This is a genomic window from Chengkuizengella marina, from assembly GCF_009910845.1.
In the GTDB taxonomy this organism is placed as follows: Bacteria; Bacillota; Bacilli; order Paenibacillales; family KCTC-33759; genus Chengkuizengella; species Chengkuizengella marina.
In genome coordinates this window covers 62306-82626 of the sequence record NZ_SIJB01000024.1, presented here as the reverse complement: position 1 = coordinate 82626, position 20321 = coordinate 62306, and the positions used below count along the sequence as shown (strand labels likewise).

Here is a 20321-nt window from a genome sequence, read left to right as displayed (position 1 = left end):
CGCCCCCTTATCTATTTTTCAACTCACCCACAACATCTTCCAATTTCATTCCACGTGAGCCTTTAATTAAAATTACATCGTTTTCTGTCACAACTGTTAATATTTCTTTTAATAGCTTTTCCTTATCTTCAAAAGATTTTACATGATCAATTGAATAATGATTTAATGCTTCAATAGCTGCCTCTTTTGCCAAATTACCATACGTAAAAACATAATCTATTCGTTGTGGATCAAGTCTTCGCCCAATGTCTCTGTGCATCTCTTTTTCATTCTCACCTAATTCCAACATGTCACCTAGTACAATTATTTTATGTTCATATCCCCGTAATTCTTCCAACATATCTATTGCAGCTTTTAAGGCATTTGGACTTGAGTTATATGCATCATTTATGAGCACAAATCCAGAATTAGATCGAAGCTTTTGTGTCCTCATACTGGAAATTTGAAGTTGGCTTAATCCATTGATAATATCTTCTTTTTTTATATCTAGATATTGACTTACAGCAATTGCTGCCGTAGCATTCATCACATTGTGTTTACCTATTAATGGTATGTAGTAATCTTTTGGTTGTGAATTATTTATTCCAAAATAAACCCCCTCTTGTTCCATCTCTATAAAAGTAGGGTAAATTTCATTTGACTTCTTCTTACCAAAACGAATTTGTTTTGTGGAAGGTGGTAAATGATATCCAAGTTCAGAAATATTCTTAAGTAAAGGTTCATCACCTGGGTAAATAAATAATCCCTCTTGTTTTAAGCCATTTATGATTTCTAATTTTGCTCTTGCAATTTCTTCTCTAGATCCTAGTTGAAGTAAATGGGCTTCTCCGATGTTGGTTATAATTGCTATTTCTGGCTCAGCCAATTTACTTAATAAGTCAATTTCTTCTCTGCCACTCATCCCCATTTCAAGAACTGCAAATTGTGTATCTTCTTTCATTTGAAGTAATGTGAGCGGCAAACCAATCTGATTATTATAATTACCATCTGTTTTATGTACTTTATAGGTGGTAGATAAAATAGATGCAATCATGTCTTTAGTTGTTGTTTTCCCATTGCTTCCTGTAATAGCTATTACCCTTACATCAACCTGCTTCTTATACTGCTTAGCAAGTTGCTGTAGAGCTAATAACGTATCTTCTACAATAATGATTGGTATATTTTCAGGCGGGGATCCATGGTCCTCTTGCCATAATGCAGCTGTTGCACCTTTGCGGAATGCCTCTTCAACAAAAAGATGCCCATCAAAATGATCACCAACAATTGGAATAAACAAACTTCCTTGTTTAATATTCCTTGAGTCTGTTGATACCCCGTAAATGATAACTGTATCTTTTAATTGTGTAAATTGTTCTGCGTTTAACATATTGATTATATCATCATATGCTCGGATCATCATTTATTATACTCCTTATCACTTTCTTTGCCACTAATCTATCGTCAAAATCTTTTTTTACCCCATGAATTTCCTGATATGTTTCATGACCTTTACCAGCGATTAATACAACATCCTTTGCATAAGCATTAGATATTGCTTTCTTTATCGCTTGTTTACGATCTACAATTAGTTCATATTGACTCCCTGTCATACCTGAATCAATGATCCCTTTCTCTATATCCAATAAAATGTGAATCGGGTTCTCTGTACGAGGATTATCTGAAGTAACATAAACATGATCACAATATTTTGCTGCGATTTGACCCATTAAAGGTCGTTTAGTACGATCTCTATCTCCTCCGCAACCGAAAACACAGGTGATCTTTCCTTCAGCAAACTCAGAGATCGTTTTTAATGCATTTTCAAGGCTATCTGGAGTATGTGAGTAATCGACAATAACTAGATAATCCTGATTTTCATACACAGACTCAAAACGCCCATCAATCCCTTTTACCTGCTCCAAACTTTCTTTAATGGATTTTAAAGTAATTCCCTCTAAGAGTGATGCGGTTATTGCTGCCAGTGCATTGTAAATATTGAATTTTCCAATAAGCTGAATACAAAAATCCATTGATCCAACAAATGTATTAACTTTAAAGTTGGTTCCTTTTGAAGTAATTCGAATATCTGTTGCTTGGACATCAACACCTTCCTGATCAATACCGTATGTAAATACTTCTGCTGTTGTAATTTTCTTGAGATAATTAGATACTGGATCATCTCCGTTCAATACAGCATATTTTCTATTTTCAGGATTATCTGAAAAGGTATTACCTAGTCTAGAAAACAATAAACCTTTAGACTGCTTATATTTATCCATGGTGCCATGATAGTCTAGATGATCTTGTGTTAAATTTGTAAAAATTGCAGTACGATAATGACAGCCTAACACCCTCCCCATTTCTAGGGCATGACTTGAAACTTCCATTATACAATAGTCAATCTTATTTTTTTGCATCAAATCCAAACTTCTTTGTAGCTCTAATGCTTCAAGTGTTGTATTCTCAACGTTATATGATTGATCATCAATTTTCATTTGAATCGTGCCCATTAAACCTGTTCTATGAGATTGGTCTCTTAGTACTTTTTCTATTAAATAGGTTGTAGTTGTTTTTCCATTTGTACCTGTCACTCCGATAAGTTTCAGTTTATGACTTGGATATTGATAAAATGCAGAAGAAAATACAGCCATCGCATATCTGCTATCTTTTACACGTATTTTAGGAACATTCCATTCTACATCCTGTTGTATGACTAAGGCGACGGCACCATTTTTAACAGCTTGTTCAGTAAATTGATGACCATCTACATGGTGTCCAACAATACAAATAAATAAATCCCCTGACTTCACCTTTCTAGAATCTGTTTTAATGCCTGTAATAACTGTATCTGGATCTCCATAAAGATTAGAATGTTTTAATAATGAGGCGAATTCTTTGAGCAACATGGCAAAACCCCCCCAAAACTAAAGTATGGATAATACAGTAGCGTTAAGCACATTATTTGTTTTCATTTGATAAATAGACACGAATTGTTGAGCCTACTTCAACTCTTTCTCCAGCCTTAGGGGCTTGACTTACAACCACATTACCTTCCCCTGATTTTGCAAGCTGAAAGTTAGGATTTAAACTTTGTATGATTTCAGTTGTAGTCATACCCACCAGATTGGGTACTTCTTTATATTTAATATCACCGTATTTATATTCTTTCACAATTTGATCCTCTCTAGGCTCTACTTTCATGTACCGCAACGTGTCTTCCATCATATTTTTAACGATTGGAGCAGCAACTACTCCCCCAAATTGTATACCTTTTGGGTTATCCACTGCAACATAAATAACAACTTGGGGATCATCCGCTGGAGCAAAACCAATAAAAGAAACAATATGTTCATTAGGAGAATACCTTCCGTTTATGACTTTCTGAGCTGTACCTGTTTTTCCACCTACACGATATCCATCAATATATGCGTTCCTACCTGTTCCATTAGCTACTACACTTTCCAATGCTTCGCGAACCTGTTTGGATGTTTCTTCAGAAATGACCGTTCTTACTGCATCGGGTTCAATTTCTTTTACTACTTCTCCTGTTTCAGGATGAATCCATTTCCCTGCAACCTGAGGTGTATATAATGTTCCTCCGTTTATGGCTGCGGATACAGCTGTAACTTGCTGAATCGGTGTAACCGAAACCCCCTGACCAAATGCAGTTGTTGCTAGTTCAACTGGTCCTACTCGATCTAAATTAAATAGGATCCCGTTTTCTTCCCCTCCAAGATCAATGCCGGTCTTAGTTCCAAATCCGAAATCCTTAATATAATCATATAATGTTTCCTTTCCTAAACGTTGACCTAATATGACAAAAGCTGGGTTACAAGAGTTCTCTACTCCTTCTAAAAAAGTTTGGCTGCCATGCCCTCCATGTCTCCAGCAACGTAAACGGACACCTGCAACTTCTATAGCTCCAGGATCATGGAAAGTATCCTGCTTTAGATTCACTTTATTTTCCTCTAATGCAGCAGCTAATGTAATGATTTTGAAAGTAGAACCTGGCTCATATGTTTTCCAAATAGGTAAATTTCGATTATAAATACTAGATTCATATTCAGCATAATTCCCCGGCTCATAATCCGGTTTTGTAGACATTGCCAGTATTTCCCCTGAATTAGGATCCATCACAATGGCTAATGCACTATCTGGTTGATACTTTGTCATCGCTTGATCTAGTTCACGTTCTACAATCATTTGAATATTTTTATCCAACGTTAATTGTAAAGTAAGTCCATCTTTAGGGGCTGTATATTGTTCAGAAGCGTTAGGCATTAAATCGCCTCTTGCATCGGATAAAAAGGATATATTCCCTTTTGTTCCTGTTAAATACTTATCATAAGTTAATTCAATCCCTGTAAGTCCCTGATTATCAATACCTGTGAACCCTAAAACATGTGATGCTAGATTATCGTAAGGATAATATCTTTCGTTATCTTCTGCAATCACAATTCCTGGTAAATTTAAATTTCTTATTTCCTGTGCCTTTTCAACTGGTATTTTCCGTCCTCCAGGTTGAATTCTCACAATTAATTCTTTTTTTGTTATTAAATCGTATACTTTTTCTTCAGATATTTGCAAAATGTTTGCCAGTTGTTTCGCAGTGGACTTAGCATCATCAATTTGAACCGGAATAGCCAATACAGATGGGGAAGTAATATTATACGCTAATTGCTCCCCATTACGATCTACAATTTCACCCCTTTTGGCTTCAAAAGGAATGTTTCTTCTCCAAGTATCTTCAGCTTTCTGAGAAAGTTCAGTCCCGGTCCATAATTGTACATACCCTAACCTAATCCACAAACTTATAAAACCTATCACTCCAAACAACAGAGCAAAAAAAATTCTTTTTCTTAATATAACGTTAGAGATTTTCATGGTCTCCCCCTTATCCCAATCGTTGATTCTATTTGATATCATGGATATTCAATAAGGATTAGGGTTAGAACAAGCTTATACACTTAAAAAGTGAAAAGCACTTAAGAATCCCAATAAAAACCAATTAGCTATCATCCGTTATTTGATCTGAAGGATCATTATTTTCTTGATCGTTTTCTTCTGATTGTTCAAGGTTTGCTTGCTTTTGTTGCTCTAAAGTTTGTAACTCTAATATAACAATCCTCTTGTTTCCTTCAAATTTCACTTCCTGATCAATAACATAAGCTGATCCATTCACTTGACATTCAACTTCTAATAGTAAACAAATTTGTAAAACATCTCGCAAAGATTTGTTAGTTAAATCAGGTACAGGTATTTTTTCTGGGGATTCAGTTAGTAGATAACCACTTTGACCCAAAACTACTTCTGAACCAGCTGTAGGAAATTGCTCAAGTACTTGAGTACCATTCCCTAACACTTCATAAGTAAGTCCATTTTTTTCAAATTCATTTTTGGCAGCCAAAAGGGTTAGGTTTTTAACATTTGGTGTTTCTATCATTATTTCTTCCTGAGAAAATCCATCATCTGATTTTGTTGCAACACCTAAATACCTTAAACTATTCAACATGATTTCTTTAAAAACAGGAGCTACAACCGAACTACCTAACTTGTAATTTCCACCAATATCTGGCTGATCAGCCACAACAATCAATGCTATCTTGGGATCTTCCACTGGAGCAAAACCAATAAAAGAGTTTAGCCATACATCATTGGCATATTTACCATCAATCACCACATTGGCTGTTCCTGTTTTACCTGCTGCTCGGTAACCGTCCATATAAGCTAATCTTCCTGTTCCAATTGATTGATCTGAAATTACTTGTTCTAAATACAAACCTACTTCTTTAGCCGTTTCTTCAGATATTACCTGACGTACCACTTCAGGTGAAAAGCTTTCAATGATTTCACCTGTATCAGTATCAATAATTTCTTTTACGATTTGCGGTTTTAACAACTTCCCACCATTTGCGATTGCTGATATTGCTGCAATCTGTTGTATTGTCGTTACTGTAATCCCTTGCCCATACGTCGCAGTTGCTACTTCAGAATCCCATTTAAGCCTAATTTTCCCGGAAGCTTCACCTGGTAGCTCAACTCTCGTAGGTTGACCAAAACCAAAATCATTCATATATTGTTCTAGCTTGTCTTTACCTAATTGCTCGTATCCAAGTTTTACAAAGGCAACATTACTAGAACGCTTCAAACCTTCTAAATAGGAAATAACTCCCCAACCAGCACCATTATTATGATCTTTCAACCTCCCACCTGGCACTTGGATAGAACCAGATTGAAACGTTGCATCTGGATCAAACAAATCTTCTTCTACAGCTGCTGCTAATGTCACAATTTTAAAGGTTGACCCTGGTTCATATTGAGAAACTACAGCATGATTTTTAAAATCTTCTTCTGATTCAAAATCCCAATATTCATTAGGGTTGTAATTTGGCAAGTTTGCCATACCTAAAATTTCCATTGTATGTGGATCAACTGCGATTGCAGTTATACTTTTTGGTTTATATTGTTCATAAGCCGTTTCAATCGCTTGCTCAACAAATAATTGTATGTTTTCGTCAATCGTGAGTTTTAAAGACTTCCCATTTTCTGGAGGTGTATACGTCACCTTACTGTCTGGAATTTCGTAATATTTAGAATCACTCTGATAACTGCGGTAACCTGGTGTCCCATTTAATACATCTTCAAAATAGGCTTCTAGACCTAGTCGAACTTCCCCATCTTTCCTAACATAACCTAATACATGGGAAGCAAGATCATTCGCGGGATAGGTACGTTTAACTTCAGGAATTAAATGAATCCCTGTTAATTCCTTTTCATCAATGGCCGTCCTGATTTGATCCGCAGTTGTAGTATCAATTTTCCAACCTTCGTTGCGAATCTCTCTTTGACCATAAAAGGTTCCATCTTGTTTCTGTTTTGTAACGATGCTATGTAATTTTTCCTGTTTAATGACACCTTCCATGTTCAACAAAGGAGTTAAAGCATCCATAACTTCAAAAACGATGTCATTTTCATTTATAGTACGGGGACTTACAGCTACTGTATATGCTTCTGCATCTTGCGCTAACACTTCTCCGTTTCTATCATAAATAAAACCTCTTTGAGCAGGAATTTCTTGATTTTTTTCCCAAGCATCCTGTGCCATTTGTAATAAGGTAGGTGATTGTACAATTTGAAGAGAATAGACTTGATAAATGAGTCCAAAAAAAAGAAGGGTAAATACCCCACCAAAAAGTAAGGAGCGAACTTTGGATTTTTTATTCATAATTTTCAACTCCATTAATCTATATATGCGATATCTTCTGTTGTTTCTGAATGGTTTGTAGTAGGGGAAATTTGCAATACATTTGCTTCATCTGTTAAAACAAAGTTTAATGATTCAGCATATTCAATTAATCTTTTAGGATCTTCCATTTTTCTTACTTCAAGTTTTAAATTTTTATTTTCCTTTTCTAACTGCTGTATCTCAATAGAGATTTGCTGCATTTTTGTATTCGTTTCATAAATTTGTGCATTTTTAAATATAACAAACCCTGCAATAACAACACACATGATAATGGAAACTAAATAAAGCAGCTTTTCAGGTGCTGAAATCGCCTTCTTCCGATTCACTATAGTTTGTGTCTTCTTCCTGTAAACATTTCTATTTACATTTTCTTTCATAGCTAAATTCCCCTGAACTCGAAAGGCCATTAAAATCTCTCCTTTTTCATAAAAAAACTATAATTTTTCGGCTACTCTCAATTTTGCAGACCTAGCTCTTGGATTTAGTTCTAACTCTTCCTCACTCGGTACCATTGGTTTCTTGTAAATTAATTTTATCGTTGCTTTATTTTCACAAACACAAATTGGAAAATCTGGTGGGCATGTACACTTAGGTATATAATGTGAAAATATTTTTTTACACATTCGATCTTCTAATGAATGAAATGTAATCACTGAAGCCCTTCCTTCTGGAGCCAAGCACTTAATCGTTTGATGAAGTGCTGTTTCAAAAGCACCTAACTCATCATTTACAGCAATACGTATAGCTTGGAAGCTTCTTTTTGCTGGGTGAGGACCTACTCTTCTAGTTGCTGCAGGTATGGCCTCTTTAATAATTTCAGCAAGTTGTTTGGTTGAATGAATAGGACTATCCATTCTTGCTTGTACAATTTTTTTTGCTATTCTTTTAGAGAATTTCTCCTCACCATATTCAAACAGGATTTGAATCAACTGTTGTTCAGACCACTCATTTACAACTTCAAAAGCTGTCAAGGGACTGGTTTGATCCATCCTCATATCTAATTCAGCTTCATGATTATAGCTAAATCCACGTTCTGCTTCATCTAATTGAGGTGAAGACACACCTAGATCAAATAAAATACCATTTACTTGAGGGATGTCTTCTTTTTTTGGAATATCTAGTTCACTCAATGCTTCTTTCAAATTACGAAAATTACTCTTAATGAAAATGACTCTATCCAAATAAGGAGCGAGTTTTTTCTTTGCATGTTGTATTGCTGAGTCATCTTGATCAAATGCGATTAATAAACCTTTTGAACTCAATTTGGAAGCTATCAATGAACTATGTCCGGCTCCTCCTAACGTACAATCTACATATACTCCATCAGGATGAATATTTAATGCCTCTACAGCCTCTTTTTTTAATACAGTGATGTGATGAAACAACTTACGATCCCTCCAAAGATGATAATTTCTACATATTGAAATCTAGGTCAACTAATTTTTCAGCAATTTCATTAAAAGAACTTTCAGATTGATTGAAATACCCTTCCCAAACATCTTTATTCCAAATTTCAATTCGATTAGATACTCCAATGAAGATCGATTCCTTTTCTAATTTCGCATGAGATTTTAAGTTATTCGGTATATTTACCCTTCCCTGTTTGTCTAACTCACATTCTGTTGCTCCAGAAAAGAAAAATCGAGTAAATGCTCTTGCATCAGATTTCATAAGTGGTAGTGCTTTTAGTTTTTTTTCTAAAACCCCCCATTCTTCAGATGGGTAGATAAATAAACATTGGTCTAATCCACGGGTCATGATAAAGGTTGATCCAAGTGAGTCACGAAATTTTGAAGGTACAATGACTCTACCTTTTTCATCTATGTTATGTTGATATTCACCCATAAACATACGAATCTACCCCTCTCTCACCCTTATGTACCACTTTACACCACTTTCTACCACTATGACTAGCTATTTTCTACAAAAATTAAAAAAAATCCTGCTTTTCACAGGATTTTTTTTAATTTAATTCTATTTTCCGATGATATTTGGTTATTTTTAGTGTGCTGACCAGCTTTCCAAATAACTTTTTTGCTCATCAGATAATGTATCAATATGAATGCCCAATGATTCCAACTTAATTCTAGCTACTTGTTCATCTAATTCGTAAGGTACACTTTCTACTTTATTGCCAATGTCTTTGTATTGTTCATTTACATATTTTAGAGACATCGCTTGAAGTGCAAAAGTCATATCCATAATCTCAGCAGGATGTCCATCACCAGCAGCAAGGTTAACTAACCTACCCTCAGCAAGCAAATAAATTTTGCGTCCATCTTTTAATTGGTATTCTTCTATATTATTTCGAACTGTTCTTACAGAAGAAGATTGTTCTGTTAATTCAGGTTTATTAACTTCTATGTCAAAATGACCAGCGTTTGAAAGAATCGCCCCATCCTTCATTACTTTGTAATGTTGTCCTCGAATTACATCTTTATTCCCTGTAACAGTTACAAAAAAATCACCTACTTTTGCGGCATCGTCCATTGACATTACTTCAAAACCGTCCATATAAGCTTCAACTGCTTTTATTGCGTCTATTTCTGTAACCACTACATTAGCTCCAAGTCCTTTAGCTCTCATTGCAACCCCTCGTCCACACCATCCATACCCTACAACAACAACTGTTTTACCTGCAACAACAAGATTAGTTGTTCGATTTATACCGTCCCATACGGATTGACCTGTTCCGTAACGATTATCAAACAAATATTTACAAAAAGCATCATTAACTGCAACAACTGGGAACTTTAATTCACCTTCTTTTTCCATTGCTTTTAATCTTAAAATTCCAGTTGTTGTTTCTTCTGCGCCACCTCTAACATTATCTAATAAATCCTGTCTTTCAGAGTGAAGAATTGAAACTAAATCTCCACCATCATCAATAATTAGATCAGGTTTGGTTTCTAAAGTTTTAACCATTAATTGTTTGTATTCAACAGGATCAGGATTATATTTTGCAAATACTGTGATACCATCTTCAACTAATGCTGCGCATACATCATCTTGCGTAGACAAAGGATTACTTCCTGTAATGGTAACCTCAGCACCTCCTGCCTTAACTACTTTTGCCAAATAGGCTGTTTTTGCCTCTAGATGCAGAGAAATAGCTACTTTCAATCCCTTAAACGGTTGTTCCGTTTCAAATTGTTCTCGAATACGATTAAGTACTGGCATATGAGCCTTTACCCAGTCAATTTTTAAATGGCCTTGTGGTGCTAATGTTATATCTGTAATCACACTTTTTTCTACTGTATTCAATATAATTTCCTCCCTTTATCATTATGGTAAATAAATAATTGAATGTAAATTTTTATGATCTGTTGGTTCATCTATTAATTGCTGAATCCAATCAAACCCGTATTTATTTAAATAGGTAATAATATTATATACTCTTTCCTGTGGTTTTTCTAATGGTTTAATGGATAATTGTATTCGGTCTAATTGACGAATAGAAGATTCATGTTGTGATTGAAAAGCATTTAAAGAGCGTTTTTCTAAAAAACTAATTTGTTGTATAATTTTTTGTTTATTGGTAAGACCAAGCTTTAACATTCCTGGGTTGATATTTTCTACCATAGACAAAACGGGTGCATAAAGATCCTCAAAGCTCTTTTTCACTTCTGAAAATTGTTGTTCAATATTTAAATCATCCTGCTCTATTAACCAACTTTTCTTTTTATCTTCAAAACGACTAACAACATCCTCCAAGGAAAGCTTATACTTTTTCATATGCTTTTGAACCGTACTTTCTAGAATTGTATATTCTAAACGAGGTTGTATGATTGGCAGCTTCATATCAAATAAATGAAAGGTTTCCTTTAATAATCCCCAGTAAGCAATTTCACTTGGTCCAAGTACCGTACTCCATACTGGAAATAAATATTCTTGCATAATTGGTCGTGTAAAAACGTTGTTACTAAAACGTTGTGGGTATGAACTTAATAATTCAATTAACTCATCTCCATTATACGATATTTTTTTTTGCTTATCCGTATATACACCTTGATCAGTTCTATTCAATAATAACCGTTCACTTTTGTGGATATAAAACAAATTAGATTGATTGTCACTAATTTCAACCTCAGATTTATATCCAAGTGATTCAACATGCTTTTTCCCAAGAATTAAAGTTTCATTAAGATCTTGATTTTGTTTAATTAAGTTTATAAACATGGGGACTTCTAATTGACGTAATTGATCATCATTTGAATCAAGTAAAATTAATCCTGATTTACCAAATAACCAAACCATCATTCTAGCAAATACTTCAACTAGAGTATTTGAATGTTCCACTATAGAATTTAATCGATCTAAAATCACAGCTTTAAACTCTGTTGCAATTAAATCTTCACTAATTTCATTTAATACTTGCTTCCATTCATCAAATTGTATTTTTAATTCACTAATTGTTGACTTAAAGTCTTCTTCTGTAGATTGGACTTTTATTTTTTTTATTTGTAAGTTAGAAGATAAATATTGAATGTGATTTACCTCATCAAAATCATGGTCTTCTCCAGCGATCCAAAAAACAGGCACAACCTTTCTTTTTAGTTGTTTGGATGCTTCTCGAGCTTGTTTAATAATTGTGATGATTTTGTAAATAGTAAGCAAAGGACCAGAAAACAATCCAGCTTGCTGACCACCTACAACAACAAGTGTCTCCTTCTCATTTAATGCTTCAATATTTTGAAGCGCTAATTCCGTATTCCCTATTTTTTGATTGAAATTTTTTAAACACTTTGAGAGATCGCTTCGATCTGCTTTTAAATGAGAATTAGTTTCTAACCAATTCAAACGATCTGATATAGAATTTTTATCCAAGTGATTAAAATCATACAGATCAGTCACACGACCATAGTGATTCAAATAATCATTTGCTATTGCTTGGTTAGCTTCTATGTAAAAGGGTTCAGTTTTCATGAACTGACCTCCAATATTTTAAAATGTTGTTTAAAACCAACTTTGATTTTACACGTATTATTAAATGTCTTCAAGTAAAAAAAATAAAAAAGTAATATACTAGTAAATACTCACTAATTAAAAAATAAAATTATGTATTGCAAAAATATTCACTCAAATTTATAATAAGGTCATACCATTAGATTTTTAGACATTTAATAAAGAGAAAGTAGGTGAAAATAAAGTGAAAAGTTGATTAATGGCGTATTGTTTTTATAAATGATTAATTCCTTTTATTCATCCTCTAATTTATGATTATCTATGCGTACCTTCTATATTAATGTATTTATATCCTTTAAACATTGTAATATTAAAAACTCATTTCTAACTTTGATCCAATATATTTTGTTATAACCAAACCACTTACCTACTAATAACTGATATTCAAATCAAATACCTGTTAGCTTATTACTTTAATTCCTAAATAAAACCAACTAATTATATAGAATTAGTCATAAATTAACTATACCTCAATAATCTCTTTCACAAAATGATATAACTAACATTATATGTAAGCGTTTACTTTTTTGAGAAGATATGATGACAAAATTTAAAATTCGGAGGTATTTTATGAAATTATTAAAAAAACATTTGAGTAAAACAACGATTCTAATTTTAATATTATGTTTATTCATCCCTGGAGTAAACAGTTTTGCTGCAGAAGAAAAAAAAGTTGTTAAAATTTCAGCGATAACAACTTTTTCTGACCTAGAAAGAATGAGTAATGCACAGTTGATCGATTTTATCATTAATGATATTCAAAACACAGATGAAGATATTACTGATTTTAGAGCAGCTGGTGCTGATGCTGTTAGTTTTTATTCTGATTCAAATCGTCATCAAGCATTACGTGATGCAATTATAGATCAATCTTATGCTTGGAGATCATCTAACGATGCTGGCCTAGTTGCCTTATTAGACGTTTACAGTCAAGGATTCGGCACAGCTTATGCGTCAAATGATCGCTCATTAGATTATATTTTAGATTTAGACTACGCAACTGATATGGCTGGCTTATTATCTGCAGTCTTAAATAATACAAACGTAAAACTTGGTGAATCAGAAGGGGATCATAGGTTAATTACGGAAATAAGATACTCAACTGAGTACGCTAACCCTACTACAAATTTTCTTTATGATTTAGGGGATATATTTAGAGACTACATGAATAATGTTGATTACTATACCGATATTGCTGTGATATATTCTGATGAAGAAGCATTATTGAAAGACAGTCAAGAATTATTTCTTGATTTAATCGATGGAATAAATCAAGCTGTCTCTTATTTTGAACCTGGTGAGAGCAGTGCTATGGACTATATGTTAGAACAAATATCTAGTTATTTGTTTAATACTAACGATCACTGGCAATTCGCTTATTTAACTAGAACTTTACTTTGGTATTTAGAAGATGTTAACTGGTTGTTTGGGAATCACCAAGATAATAACTATGGTCATCAAACCCTTACAGACGCTCGCAACGCTCAAAGTCAATGGACTTGGAAACGGTATTATTTAGAATACTTCCTTCATGATGTGTATGGTCAAGATGTTTATGGTAACAGAGTTTCTGATCCTACACCTGATTATATGGACCGATTCCTTCCTGAGGAATATGTTTTTGATAATGGGGAAATCACAATTATCGCTGGTGGTGATATTTCACAAGAAAAAATTCAAAGAAGTTATTGGGCAATAAAAGAAGTGCAGTCTCAGTTCTTCCGTTTAGCTGGCACATTTTCAGCAGTTGATGGATCTGGTAATCCAGATGATACATTAACAGCAGTAGTCTTTAATAACAGGCATGAATATCAAGCGAATTGGTTCTTTACACACTCAACGGATGGTTATAATTCAAGAGTTGGCTCTGGTGGTATTTACTATGATTTTGCTGGCAGATTTAACTCATATGATAGAGTTGTCCCAACAGATAGTGCTTTAGAGTTTGAAGAACTATTCAGACATGAGTTCACACATTATTTAGCTGGTAAGTACCTTGTGCCTGGACTAAATGGTGAAACCCCATTAACAGACTACGATAATGATTATTTTACATGGTTCAGTGAAGGTATAGCAGAGCATTTAGCTGGATCAACTAGAATAGCTGTTGAGGGTCGAGAAACACAGTTTGCAGAGATTGAAAACCCACCATTAGGCAGATTTTTCACTGTAGATGAAATCCTTCATCCTGATTTCGAAGTAGCAGACTTTTTTGATTATTATGATTACTATTACGCGTTTTTCGACTTTTTAACTAAATTTAACAATGGAGAATATCTATATGTATTAAACGATTTGATAGATATCATCACTGCAAATGTGAATGAAAATACAAGATTGCAAAACTTCTTAGATTATGTCGATAGTCTTTCTAATAACACCACATTTAATAGAGATTTTCAAAATCATTTGGATGACATACTTGATGCTTATCAACGAGGAGAGTATAGAACAGTACTCGTACCAGATGACTATTTAGAGGACCACGTAGAACGATCCTTAGAAACGATTCAAAATGATATTGCAAATGAAATTAACTTATCAGGTGTGAATATTACTACAGATGATACATCAAGATTTTTTGACACATTCACATTAACAGGCACTTATCGTGGTAACGGCACTAATGGACAAGCAGATGATGTTAATGATATGAACACAATCATCAACAATGCTTTAATTGACTTAGAAAACAGCAACCTTTGGAGCGGTTACAGTACAGTTACAGCATACTTCGTAAATCACCGAACTGTAGGTGGAGACTATCAGTTTGATGTTGTTTTCCATGGTTTGTATACTGGGGAAGGTACACCTCCTGATAATATTCCACCTGTAGCGAATGCAACTGCTACTCCTACAACAGTTGATGTAGATCAATCGGTATCATTCAATAGTGATGGTTCATCTGATAGTGATGGAACAATTGTATCTTATGAGTGGAACTTCGATGATGGGATGACAAGCTCATTAACAAATCCAACACACACCTTCTCAACTGCTGGCACTTACAACGTTTCTTTAACTGTTACAGATGATCAGGGAGCTACGAATACGGATAGAGTTACAATTACTGTAAACGATGTTGGTGAACCTCAAACTGAAATTATTTTAGATGTTAGTGGAACACTAGATAATCAAAATACTAGAGATAGTTATGTGTTTACTGCTCAAGGAAGTGGTACCACTACAATTACTTTAACCGCTCCTAGTGCAAATGACCAAATTAATTGGACATTAACTGATATCAGTACTTCAACAAGAGTTGCAAGAGGCGTCCAAAATGGAAATGTTTTCGAGGGAACACATGATTTAACACCTGGAACAGAGTATAGAGTTAGTGTATCTACTCGAGATACAGCTACCATTCCTTATAGCCTGATAGTTACTAGTGAAAGTTCGACAACTCCAACAAACGAACTACCAATTGCACAAATGAATTTTCCAACTAATGTTCTTGTAAACGAAACGGTTAATTTCTCGAGCGATGGTTCTAATGACCCAGACGGTATTGTGGTATCTTATGATTGGAACTTTGGAGATGGCAATTCAAGTACAGAAGCAAATCCTGCATACTCCTATACAGCGACAGGAACATATACTGTGAGATTAACTGTTACGGATGATCAAGGAGATACAGATACTACTGCAAGTATAATTACTGTAGGAGATACAACACCTCCTGATGTTATCCTTGATGAAAATGGAACTTTGGACAGTACAAACACTGGTGTATATTATTACTTTACCGCTGAAGGTGACGGCACAACCACGATTACATTAACAGCTTCAAGCGCTACTGATGCAATCACCTGGGTATTGTACGAAGCTAATACTGGGGTAAGGGTAGACTGGGCTTCCCAAAATGGCAATGTCCATGAAAGAACAATGAACCTTAGTCCTGGAACACTTTATGAAATTTCAGTTTATACATGGGAAAATTTACAGATTGATTATCACTTGCTTGTAGAATAAACAAAAGTAAAAAATCTTTTAAAAGAAGGAGACCTCCCTCCTTCTTTTTTTAAATGGTGCCACTAAATCAAAACCTTATGATTAAGAATATAATAGTTATGAACTTAGAAGAGAAGTAAAAGGGGAGGGGGTTTCCTCCTCCTTTTACTTGGTTTTACTTTTTTATGTATATCAATTTCTTGTGTAAAACTTTTACTTGTGTAATTAAAAAAAATTAATGTTATGAGTTAGCAAAATATATTCCAACACCAATAAATAAAAATAAAATGTAAGATGTACTTAATATTAAAAACCCTAATCTCCAAATAACTCTGAACAATTTTTTAATATGTACCTTTCCTTTTAACCTATTTTGTAAATTACCGATTAAACCTCCAAAAATTAAGAAAATCAATACGATGATCCAAATCCCTCCAAAGCTTGAGCTTTGAAAAATAATGTCATACATCACAGCTACCGCACCTATTAAAAATGGTGTTGTGAAATCCATAGCCAAGTTTGTTACCTTTTTTTTATTTTCATACTTAAAAAACAATATGATCCAAAATAACCCAAATGATATAAATGGTAATATTGCAAAAATAGCATAGATTGTTGATACAGTATCTATCACAAACCCCATAAAATCCACCTGCAATTTCATCATATATTTAACTCCGGTATTTACTTAGGAGATTATTACTTCATGAATTTGTATATCCAAACTGACTTTATTTGGTCAATCCTTTTACCAAATTGAAAACTACTTGATGGTTTGGTACATCAATTTTGTATTCAGAAGCTACACGAATCAAACTGCCGTTAATCCTATCAATTTCCGTTTCCCTTCCTTCAAGAACATCTTGCAACATGGATGATGAATTGTTTGATGTTTTTTGACAAACCTCTATGAGTTGATCCCATAATTGTTCTTTAATTGTTACACCTGCTGCATTTGCAACTAATTGACCTTCTTCTAATAAATTTTTCATAAGTATCATCCAATTTTCAGATGTAAGTAATTTTCCATTGGAAACTTTTAATATGGCTGTTAGCGGATTGATAACGGCATTAATTAATAGCTTATTCCAAATTATGCTACTCATATTGTTCGTCATTTGTGCTTTAAATCCTGCATCATTTAACGATTTTATCAAATTTTTTTCGCTTTTATCATAGCACTCAGAATTCTGAGATTCTTGTCCTATCCAAATCATACCTTTACCTGTATGTTCTACCTTATGAGCAGCATTTTTTTTAGCTGCTTCAGTAGTGATTGCAAGATAGATTTTATCACTTGGGATCCATGATGATAATTTCTCTTCATGACCTATTCCATTTTGAAAACAAAGCAATTTTGTATGTTCATTCATTAACATTGAAATGTCTTGGCCTAATGATAGATTGATATGATGTTGTTTTACCATTAGAAATATCCAATCTAAATCCAACTCCACATCATTTTCATTTATTTCACTCATAGAATAACATGCAAAATTGGCTGCATGCTCGCTTATTTCCTCAGTGAGCTGCAGCCCATATTTTCTTATGATTTTGGCCTGTTCTTTCGTTCTAGTGATTAATACTACTGGTATATTAGCTAGAGTGTACTTTGCTGTTAATAATAGACCTAATGAGCCGCCACCGACAATACAGAACTTCATCTTGTCACCTTCTCCAAATGTAACTACTCATTAAATATACCATTTAGATTGTTTTTTAAAAAGACTGTTCAATAACGAGTTGAACGACACATTAATCAATTCTTTCAAGATTTCCATTTGCATCCATTTTAAACTTTGGTTTTGAAGTATCTTCTTCTTCAGCAGCTAAAAATGCCATTTTACGAGCTCTATCCATAATTTGAATCAGCGCTTTGTAATCATCATTTACTGTTCTATAATCCGACTGTACTTCATTTACTTCTCTTTTAATTTGTTCATTTTCAGATGTAATTTCTAAAAGTATATCATCTTTTTTCTTCAATTCTTTTTCTAAGAATTTAATTTGTTGTGTTAATTCTTGATAAGTTGTTTTCCATTGACGTAAAAAACGAATGACGGATTCGATTGAAATAGCCTGCTCTAAATTAGGCATTTCTCCTTTTGATGGTAATGGATCATGATTTTCAATCAATAAAGGTGATGGACTTACTTCTTTTTTAGTTTGATTTCTTTTTTGTCTTTGTCCTTTTGCAATTTGGATTGCAGCCTCATATTTTTTTCTGACACAACTATTCCATCTAAATCCACAAGCTGCCGCTGTTCTTCCAATTCTCTGTCCTACCTCTTCAAATGCTGATAACTGTGTACTTCCCTCTCGAATGTGACGTAACGTGATTTCAGCTAAAATCAAATCATCATCCGGAGTCCAAGCATCTTGTCTTACTGCTGTCATGTTAAACCTCCTAATCGTGATTTCAATGTGTTTGGCAAAGTTTCCTTACTTTATCTTTATGCCTATAATAGAGTTCATAGAATCTATTTGTTTGATACTATTTGGTATTACCAATTTTTTTCAACCTCATACATATTTTTTTGATATCTGGTCAAACTATAATCATCTAATAGAGGTTGTTCAAAAGTATATCCAAAAAATTAAAAAATGAGTTGGCATAAGCTTAAAAAAGTACTTATTGTTTTAAATTCAAAGATTGTTACTATTTTCGTCAATTTTGTGTAGTTTACATGGAGGTTTAAAAACCTTATAATTTATGATATATTGGAGTGAGTTTGCAAACGGAAAGGGGGATGATGTATGCCAAGAATGTATCGTGTCATGGGTTTTTGGACTTTAGCAATTGGTTTAATGGCATTAGCTGGTCATATGGTTGAGTTAGCTTTAATATCATTTGCTCAAACAGCTGTATTTGTTTTATTAGGATATATGAATTTATCTGAAAAAGCATACATATTGATCTTTTGGGGATATTTATTAGTAGCAGGTATCGGAATAACTTATTGGTCTTTCTTTAAAATGCCCCTTTATTAATCTCGTGTGTCTTTATTAAAAGTAATTATAGATTAGGGATAGCTTCTAGCTATCCCTTTTTGCTTCTACACATCTTTTTTTTGAATTAATACTTTAAATAATTCACTCATTTGATCACTTAATAACAATTGCCTTATCGTTCTATTTTTTTTTACAATAGGGTGAAAAGGGTCAGTGATGTTATGCTGCTGTAATTTATTTAAAATCCCTGATTGAAATAAAAATTCTTTCTGTGTCATGTAACTATGACTAAATCCCATATCTTTACCTACTAAGATACAAGCAGAAAAATTAACGTGTGAAGTAATATCCTGTTCTCCAATATGATGAAAGGGCTGCTGTGAAGCTTGATGTTTAAAATAACACATTAGTGTACCTTCCATTCGGTACGCTGCATATATCTCATCTTTTAAATCTCCATAATCAATGGTAATAATCGTTGCTGAAGTTATACTATTCATCAACTTTCTCAACCACTCCGTTGCAGCTAAGTTAATTTCAAATTTTTGCCCTTGGTTCAGTTGTAAATTTTGATTTTCTATATAAGCTAGTAAAAGTGGATCTGTACATTCTAAGTATTTTTCAATAAATTGTTGAGATTGCTCGTCCCAACCAACAAATACTTCATAATATTTCTCGTGATCATAAATCAAGCGATGAACTGGAAATGCATCCAAAAGTTCATTGCTGAATAGAATTACATTTTCAGTATGCTTCTCACTTAACCACTCTTCACCTGTGACAAAATGTACTTTCCCCAGATGTTCTATTAAAGAATTTGATTGAATTTGTTTGTGATAATCACTTTCTTCTATAGAAATAAATTTTATACGCTCATATAGTTCAAAGTGATTATCTTGTAAATCATCTAATACTTGTTTGGCTAATCTGCCAGTTCCGCCTCCCCATTCAACTAATGTAATATTGTGCTCGTCTTTTGTTTGGGTTTGATTGGAAATGTAACTAGCAAGCATTTCTCCCATGATTGTCCCAACTGAAGAACTTGTATAAAAGTCACCTTCTTTACCAATTTTGGTCTGGTTCCTAACATAGTAGCCATACTGTTCATGGTATAAACATAAAGACATATAATCATAAAATGTAATAGCTTTCATTTCACTGTTATTTATTTTTTTTTTAATGATTTCAACTAAAGGTAAACAACCCAAATTAGTCATAAAATATACTC

15 protein-coding genes are annotated in these 20321 nt (G+C 33.6%); 2 read left to right on the top strand and 13 right to left on the bottom strand.

The window, feature by feature from the left end:
• Positions 1-7: 7 nt before the first annotated feature.
• The 9 genes from ERL59_RS10760 to bshC all read right to left on the bottom strand — a co-directional run bounded on the left by ERL59_RS10760 (position 8) and on the right by bshC (position 12151).
• A complete protein-coding gene (locus ERL59_RS10760) occupies positions 8-1399 on the bottom strand; it encodes a UDP-N-acetylmuramoyl-tripeptide--D-alanyl-D-alanine ligase (RefSeq protein ID WP_160646223.1) in 1392 nt (463 codons plus the stop codon).
• A complete protein-coding gene (locus ERL59_RS10755) occupies positions 1380-2885 on the bottom strand; it encodes a UDP-N-acetylmuramoyl-L-alanyl-D-glutamate--2,6-diaminopimelate ligase (RefSeq protein ID WP_160646222.1) in 1506 nt (501 codons plus the stop codon). The genes ERL59_RS10760 and ERL59_RS10755 overlap by 20 nt, the downstream gene beginning before the upstream one ends.
• Before the next feature lie 52 nt (positions 2886-2937).
• Positions 2938-4863, bottom strand: coding sequence for a stage V sporulation protein D (locus ERL59_RS10750; protein WP_160646221.1), 1926 nt, complete (start codon positions 4861-4863; stop codon positions 2938-2940).
• A 124-nt stretch (positions 4864-4987) separates the two neighbouring features.
• Positions 4988-7204, bottom strand: coding sequence for a penicillin-binding transpeptidase domain-containing protein (locus tag ERL59_RS10745; RefSeq protein ID WP_160646220.1), 2217 nt, complete (start codon positions 7202-7204; stop codon positions 4988-4990).
• A 14-nt stretch (positions 7205-7218) separates the two neighbouring features.
• A complete protein-coding gene (ftsL, locus tag ERL59_RS10740; protein ID WP_160646219.1) occupies positions 7219-7632 on the bottom strand; it encodes a cell division protein FtsL in 414 nt (137 codons plus the stop codon).
• A gap of 27 nt (positions 7633-7659) precedes the next feature.
• The gene (rsmH, locus tag ERL59_RS10735; RefSeq protein WP_160646218.1) at positions 7660-8610 is read right to left on the bottom strand and encodes a 16S rRNA (cytosine(1402)-N(4))-methyltransferase RsmH; all 951 of its coding nucleotides are present in this window, start codon (positions 8608-8610) and stop codon (positions 7660-7662) included.
• A gap of 28 nt (positions 8611-8638) precedes the next feature.
• Positions 8639-9076 carry a division/cell wall cluster transcriptional repressor MraZ gene (gene mraZ, locus ERL59_RS10730; protein WP_160646217.1) on the bottom strand — a complete coding sequence of 146 codons (438 nt, stop codon included), beginning with the start codon at positions 9074-9076 and terminating at the stop codon, positions 8639-8641.
• Positions 9077-9226: 150 nt separating this feature from the next.
• Entirely contained in the window at positions 9227-10489 is a 1263-nt protein-coding gene (locus ERL59_RS10725) for an adenosylhomocysteinase (RefSeq protein ID WP_160646216.1), read from the bottom strand.
• 21 nt (positions 10490-10510) lie between these two features.
• Complete coding sequence (gene bshC / locus ERL59_RS10720) at positions 10511-12151, bottom strand: bacillithiol biosynthesis cysteine-adding enzyme BshC (protein WP_160646215.1); 1641 nt, start codon at positions 12149-12151, stop codon at positions 10511-10513.
• Between the two features lie 609 nt (positions 12152-12760).
• Between bshC and ERL59_RS10715 the strand changes: the two genes are divergently transcribed.
• Complete coding sequence (locus ERL59_RS10715; RefSeq protein WP_160646214.1) at positions 12761-16162, top strand: PKD domain-containing protein; 3402 nt, start codon at positions 12761-12763, stop codon at positions 16160-16162.
• Positions 16163-16382: 220 nt separating this feature from the next.
• Here ERL59_RS10715 and ERL59_RS10710 read toward each other — a convergent pair whose 3' ends face one another.
• The 3 genes from ERL59_RS10710 to ERL59_RS10700 form a co-directional block, all read right to left on the bottom strand.
• Complete coding sequence (locus tag ERL59_RS10710; RefSeq protein WP_235929858.1) at positions 16383-16808, bottom strand: DUF3397 domain-containing protein; 426 nt, start codon at positions 16806-16808, stop codon at positions 16383-16385.
• A gap of 64 nt (positions 16809-16872) precedes the next feature.
• On the bottom strand, positions 16873-17805 hold the full coding sequence (locus tag ERL59_RS10705) for a 2-dehydropantoate 2-reductase (protein WP_160646213.1): 933 nt from the start codon (positions 17803-17805) through the stop codon (positions 16873-16875).
• A gap of 91 nt (positions 17806-17896) precedes the next feature.
• Entirely contained in the window at positions 17897-18538 is a 642-nt protein-coding gene (locus tag ERL59_RS10700) for an RsfA family transcriptional regulator (RefSeq protein WP_160646212.1), read from the bottom strand.
• A gap of 360 nt (positions 18539-18898) precedes the next feature.
• On the opposite strand from ERL59_RS10700, the gene ERL59_RS10695 reads away from it, so the two are divergent.
• Entirely contained in the window at positions 18899-19132 is a 234-nt protein-coding gene (locus ERL59_RS10695) for a DUF2626 domain-containing protein (RefSeq protein ID WP_160646211.1), read from the top strand.
• 65 nt (positions 19133-19197) lie between these two features.
• Here ERL59_RS10695 and ERL59_RS10690 read toward each other — a convergent pair whose 3' ends face one another.
• Entirely contained in the window at positions 19198-20310 is a 1113-nt protein-coding gene (locus ERL59_RS10690) for a class I SAM-dependent methyltransferase (RefSeq protein WP_160646210.1), read from the bottom strand.
• Positions 20311-20321: the final 11 nt, after the last annotated feature.

What these genes read in the sequence shown, in the direction of transcription:
- ERL59_RS10760 (WP_160646223.1), bottom strand. Translation starts at nt 1,399, where the DNA reads ATGATGATCCGAGCATATGATGATATAATCAATATGTTAAACGCAGAA.
- ERL59_RS10755 (WP_160646222.1), bottom strand. Translation starts at nt 2,885, where the DNA reads ATGTTGCTCAAAGAATTCGCCTCATTATTAAAACATTCTAATCTTTAT.
- ERL59_RS10750 (WP_160646221.1), bottom strand. Translation starts at nt 4,863, where the DNA reads ATGAAAATCTCTAACGTTATATTAAGAAAAAGAATTTTTTTTGCTCTG.
- ERL59_RS10745 (WP_160646220.1), bottom strand. Translation starts at nt 7,204, where the DNA reads ATGAATAAAAAATCCAAAGTTCGCTCCTTACTTTTTGGTGGGGTATTT.
- ftsL (WP_160646219.1), bottom strand. Translation starts at nt 7,632, where the DNA reads ATGGCCTTTCGAGTTCAGGGGAATTTAGCTATGAAAGAAAATGTAAAT.
- mraZ (WP_160646217.1), bottom strand. Translation starts at nt 9,076, where the DNA reads ATGTTTATGGGTGAATATCAACATAACATAGATGAAAAAGGTAGAGTC.
- bshC (WP_160646215.1), bottom strand. Translation starts at nt 12,151, where the DNA reads ATGAAAACTGAACCCTTTTACATAGAAGCTAACCAAGCAATAGCAAAT.
- ERL59_RS10715 (WP_160646214.1), top strand. Translation starts at nt 12,761, where the DNA reads ATGAAATTATTAAAAAAACATTTGAGTAAAACAACGATTCTAATTTTA.
- ERL59_RS10710 (WP_235929858.1), bottom strand. Translation starts at nt 16,808, where the DNA reads ATGATGAAATTGCAGGTGGATTTTATGGGGTTTGTGATAGATACTGTA.
- ERL59_RS10705 (WP_160646213.1), bottom strand. Translation starts at nt 17,805, where the DNA reads ATGAAGTTCTGTATTGTCGGTGGCGGCTCATTAGGTCTATTATTAACA.
- ERL59_RS10700 (WP_160646212.1), bottom strand. Translation starts at nt 18,538, where the DNA reads ATGACAGCAGTAAGACAAGATGCTTGGACTCCGGATGATGATTTGATT.
- ERL59_RS10695 (WP_160646211.1), top strand. Translation starts at nt 18,899, where the DNA reads ATGCCAAGAATGTATCGTGTCATGGGTTTTTGGACTTTAGCAATTGGT.
- ERL59_RS10690 (WP_160646210.1), bottom strand. Translation starts at nt 20,310, where the DNA reads ATGACTAATTTGGGTTGTTTACCTTTAGTTGAAATCATTAAAAAAAAA.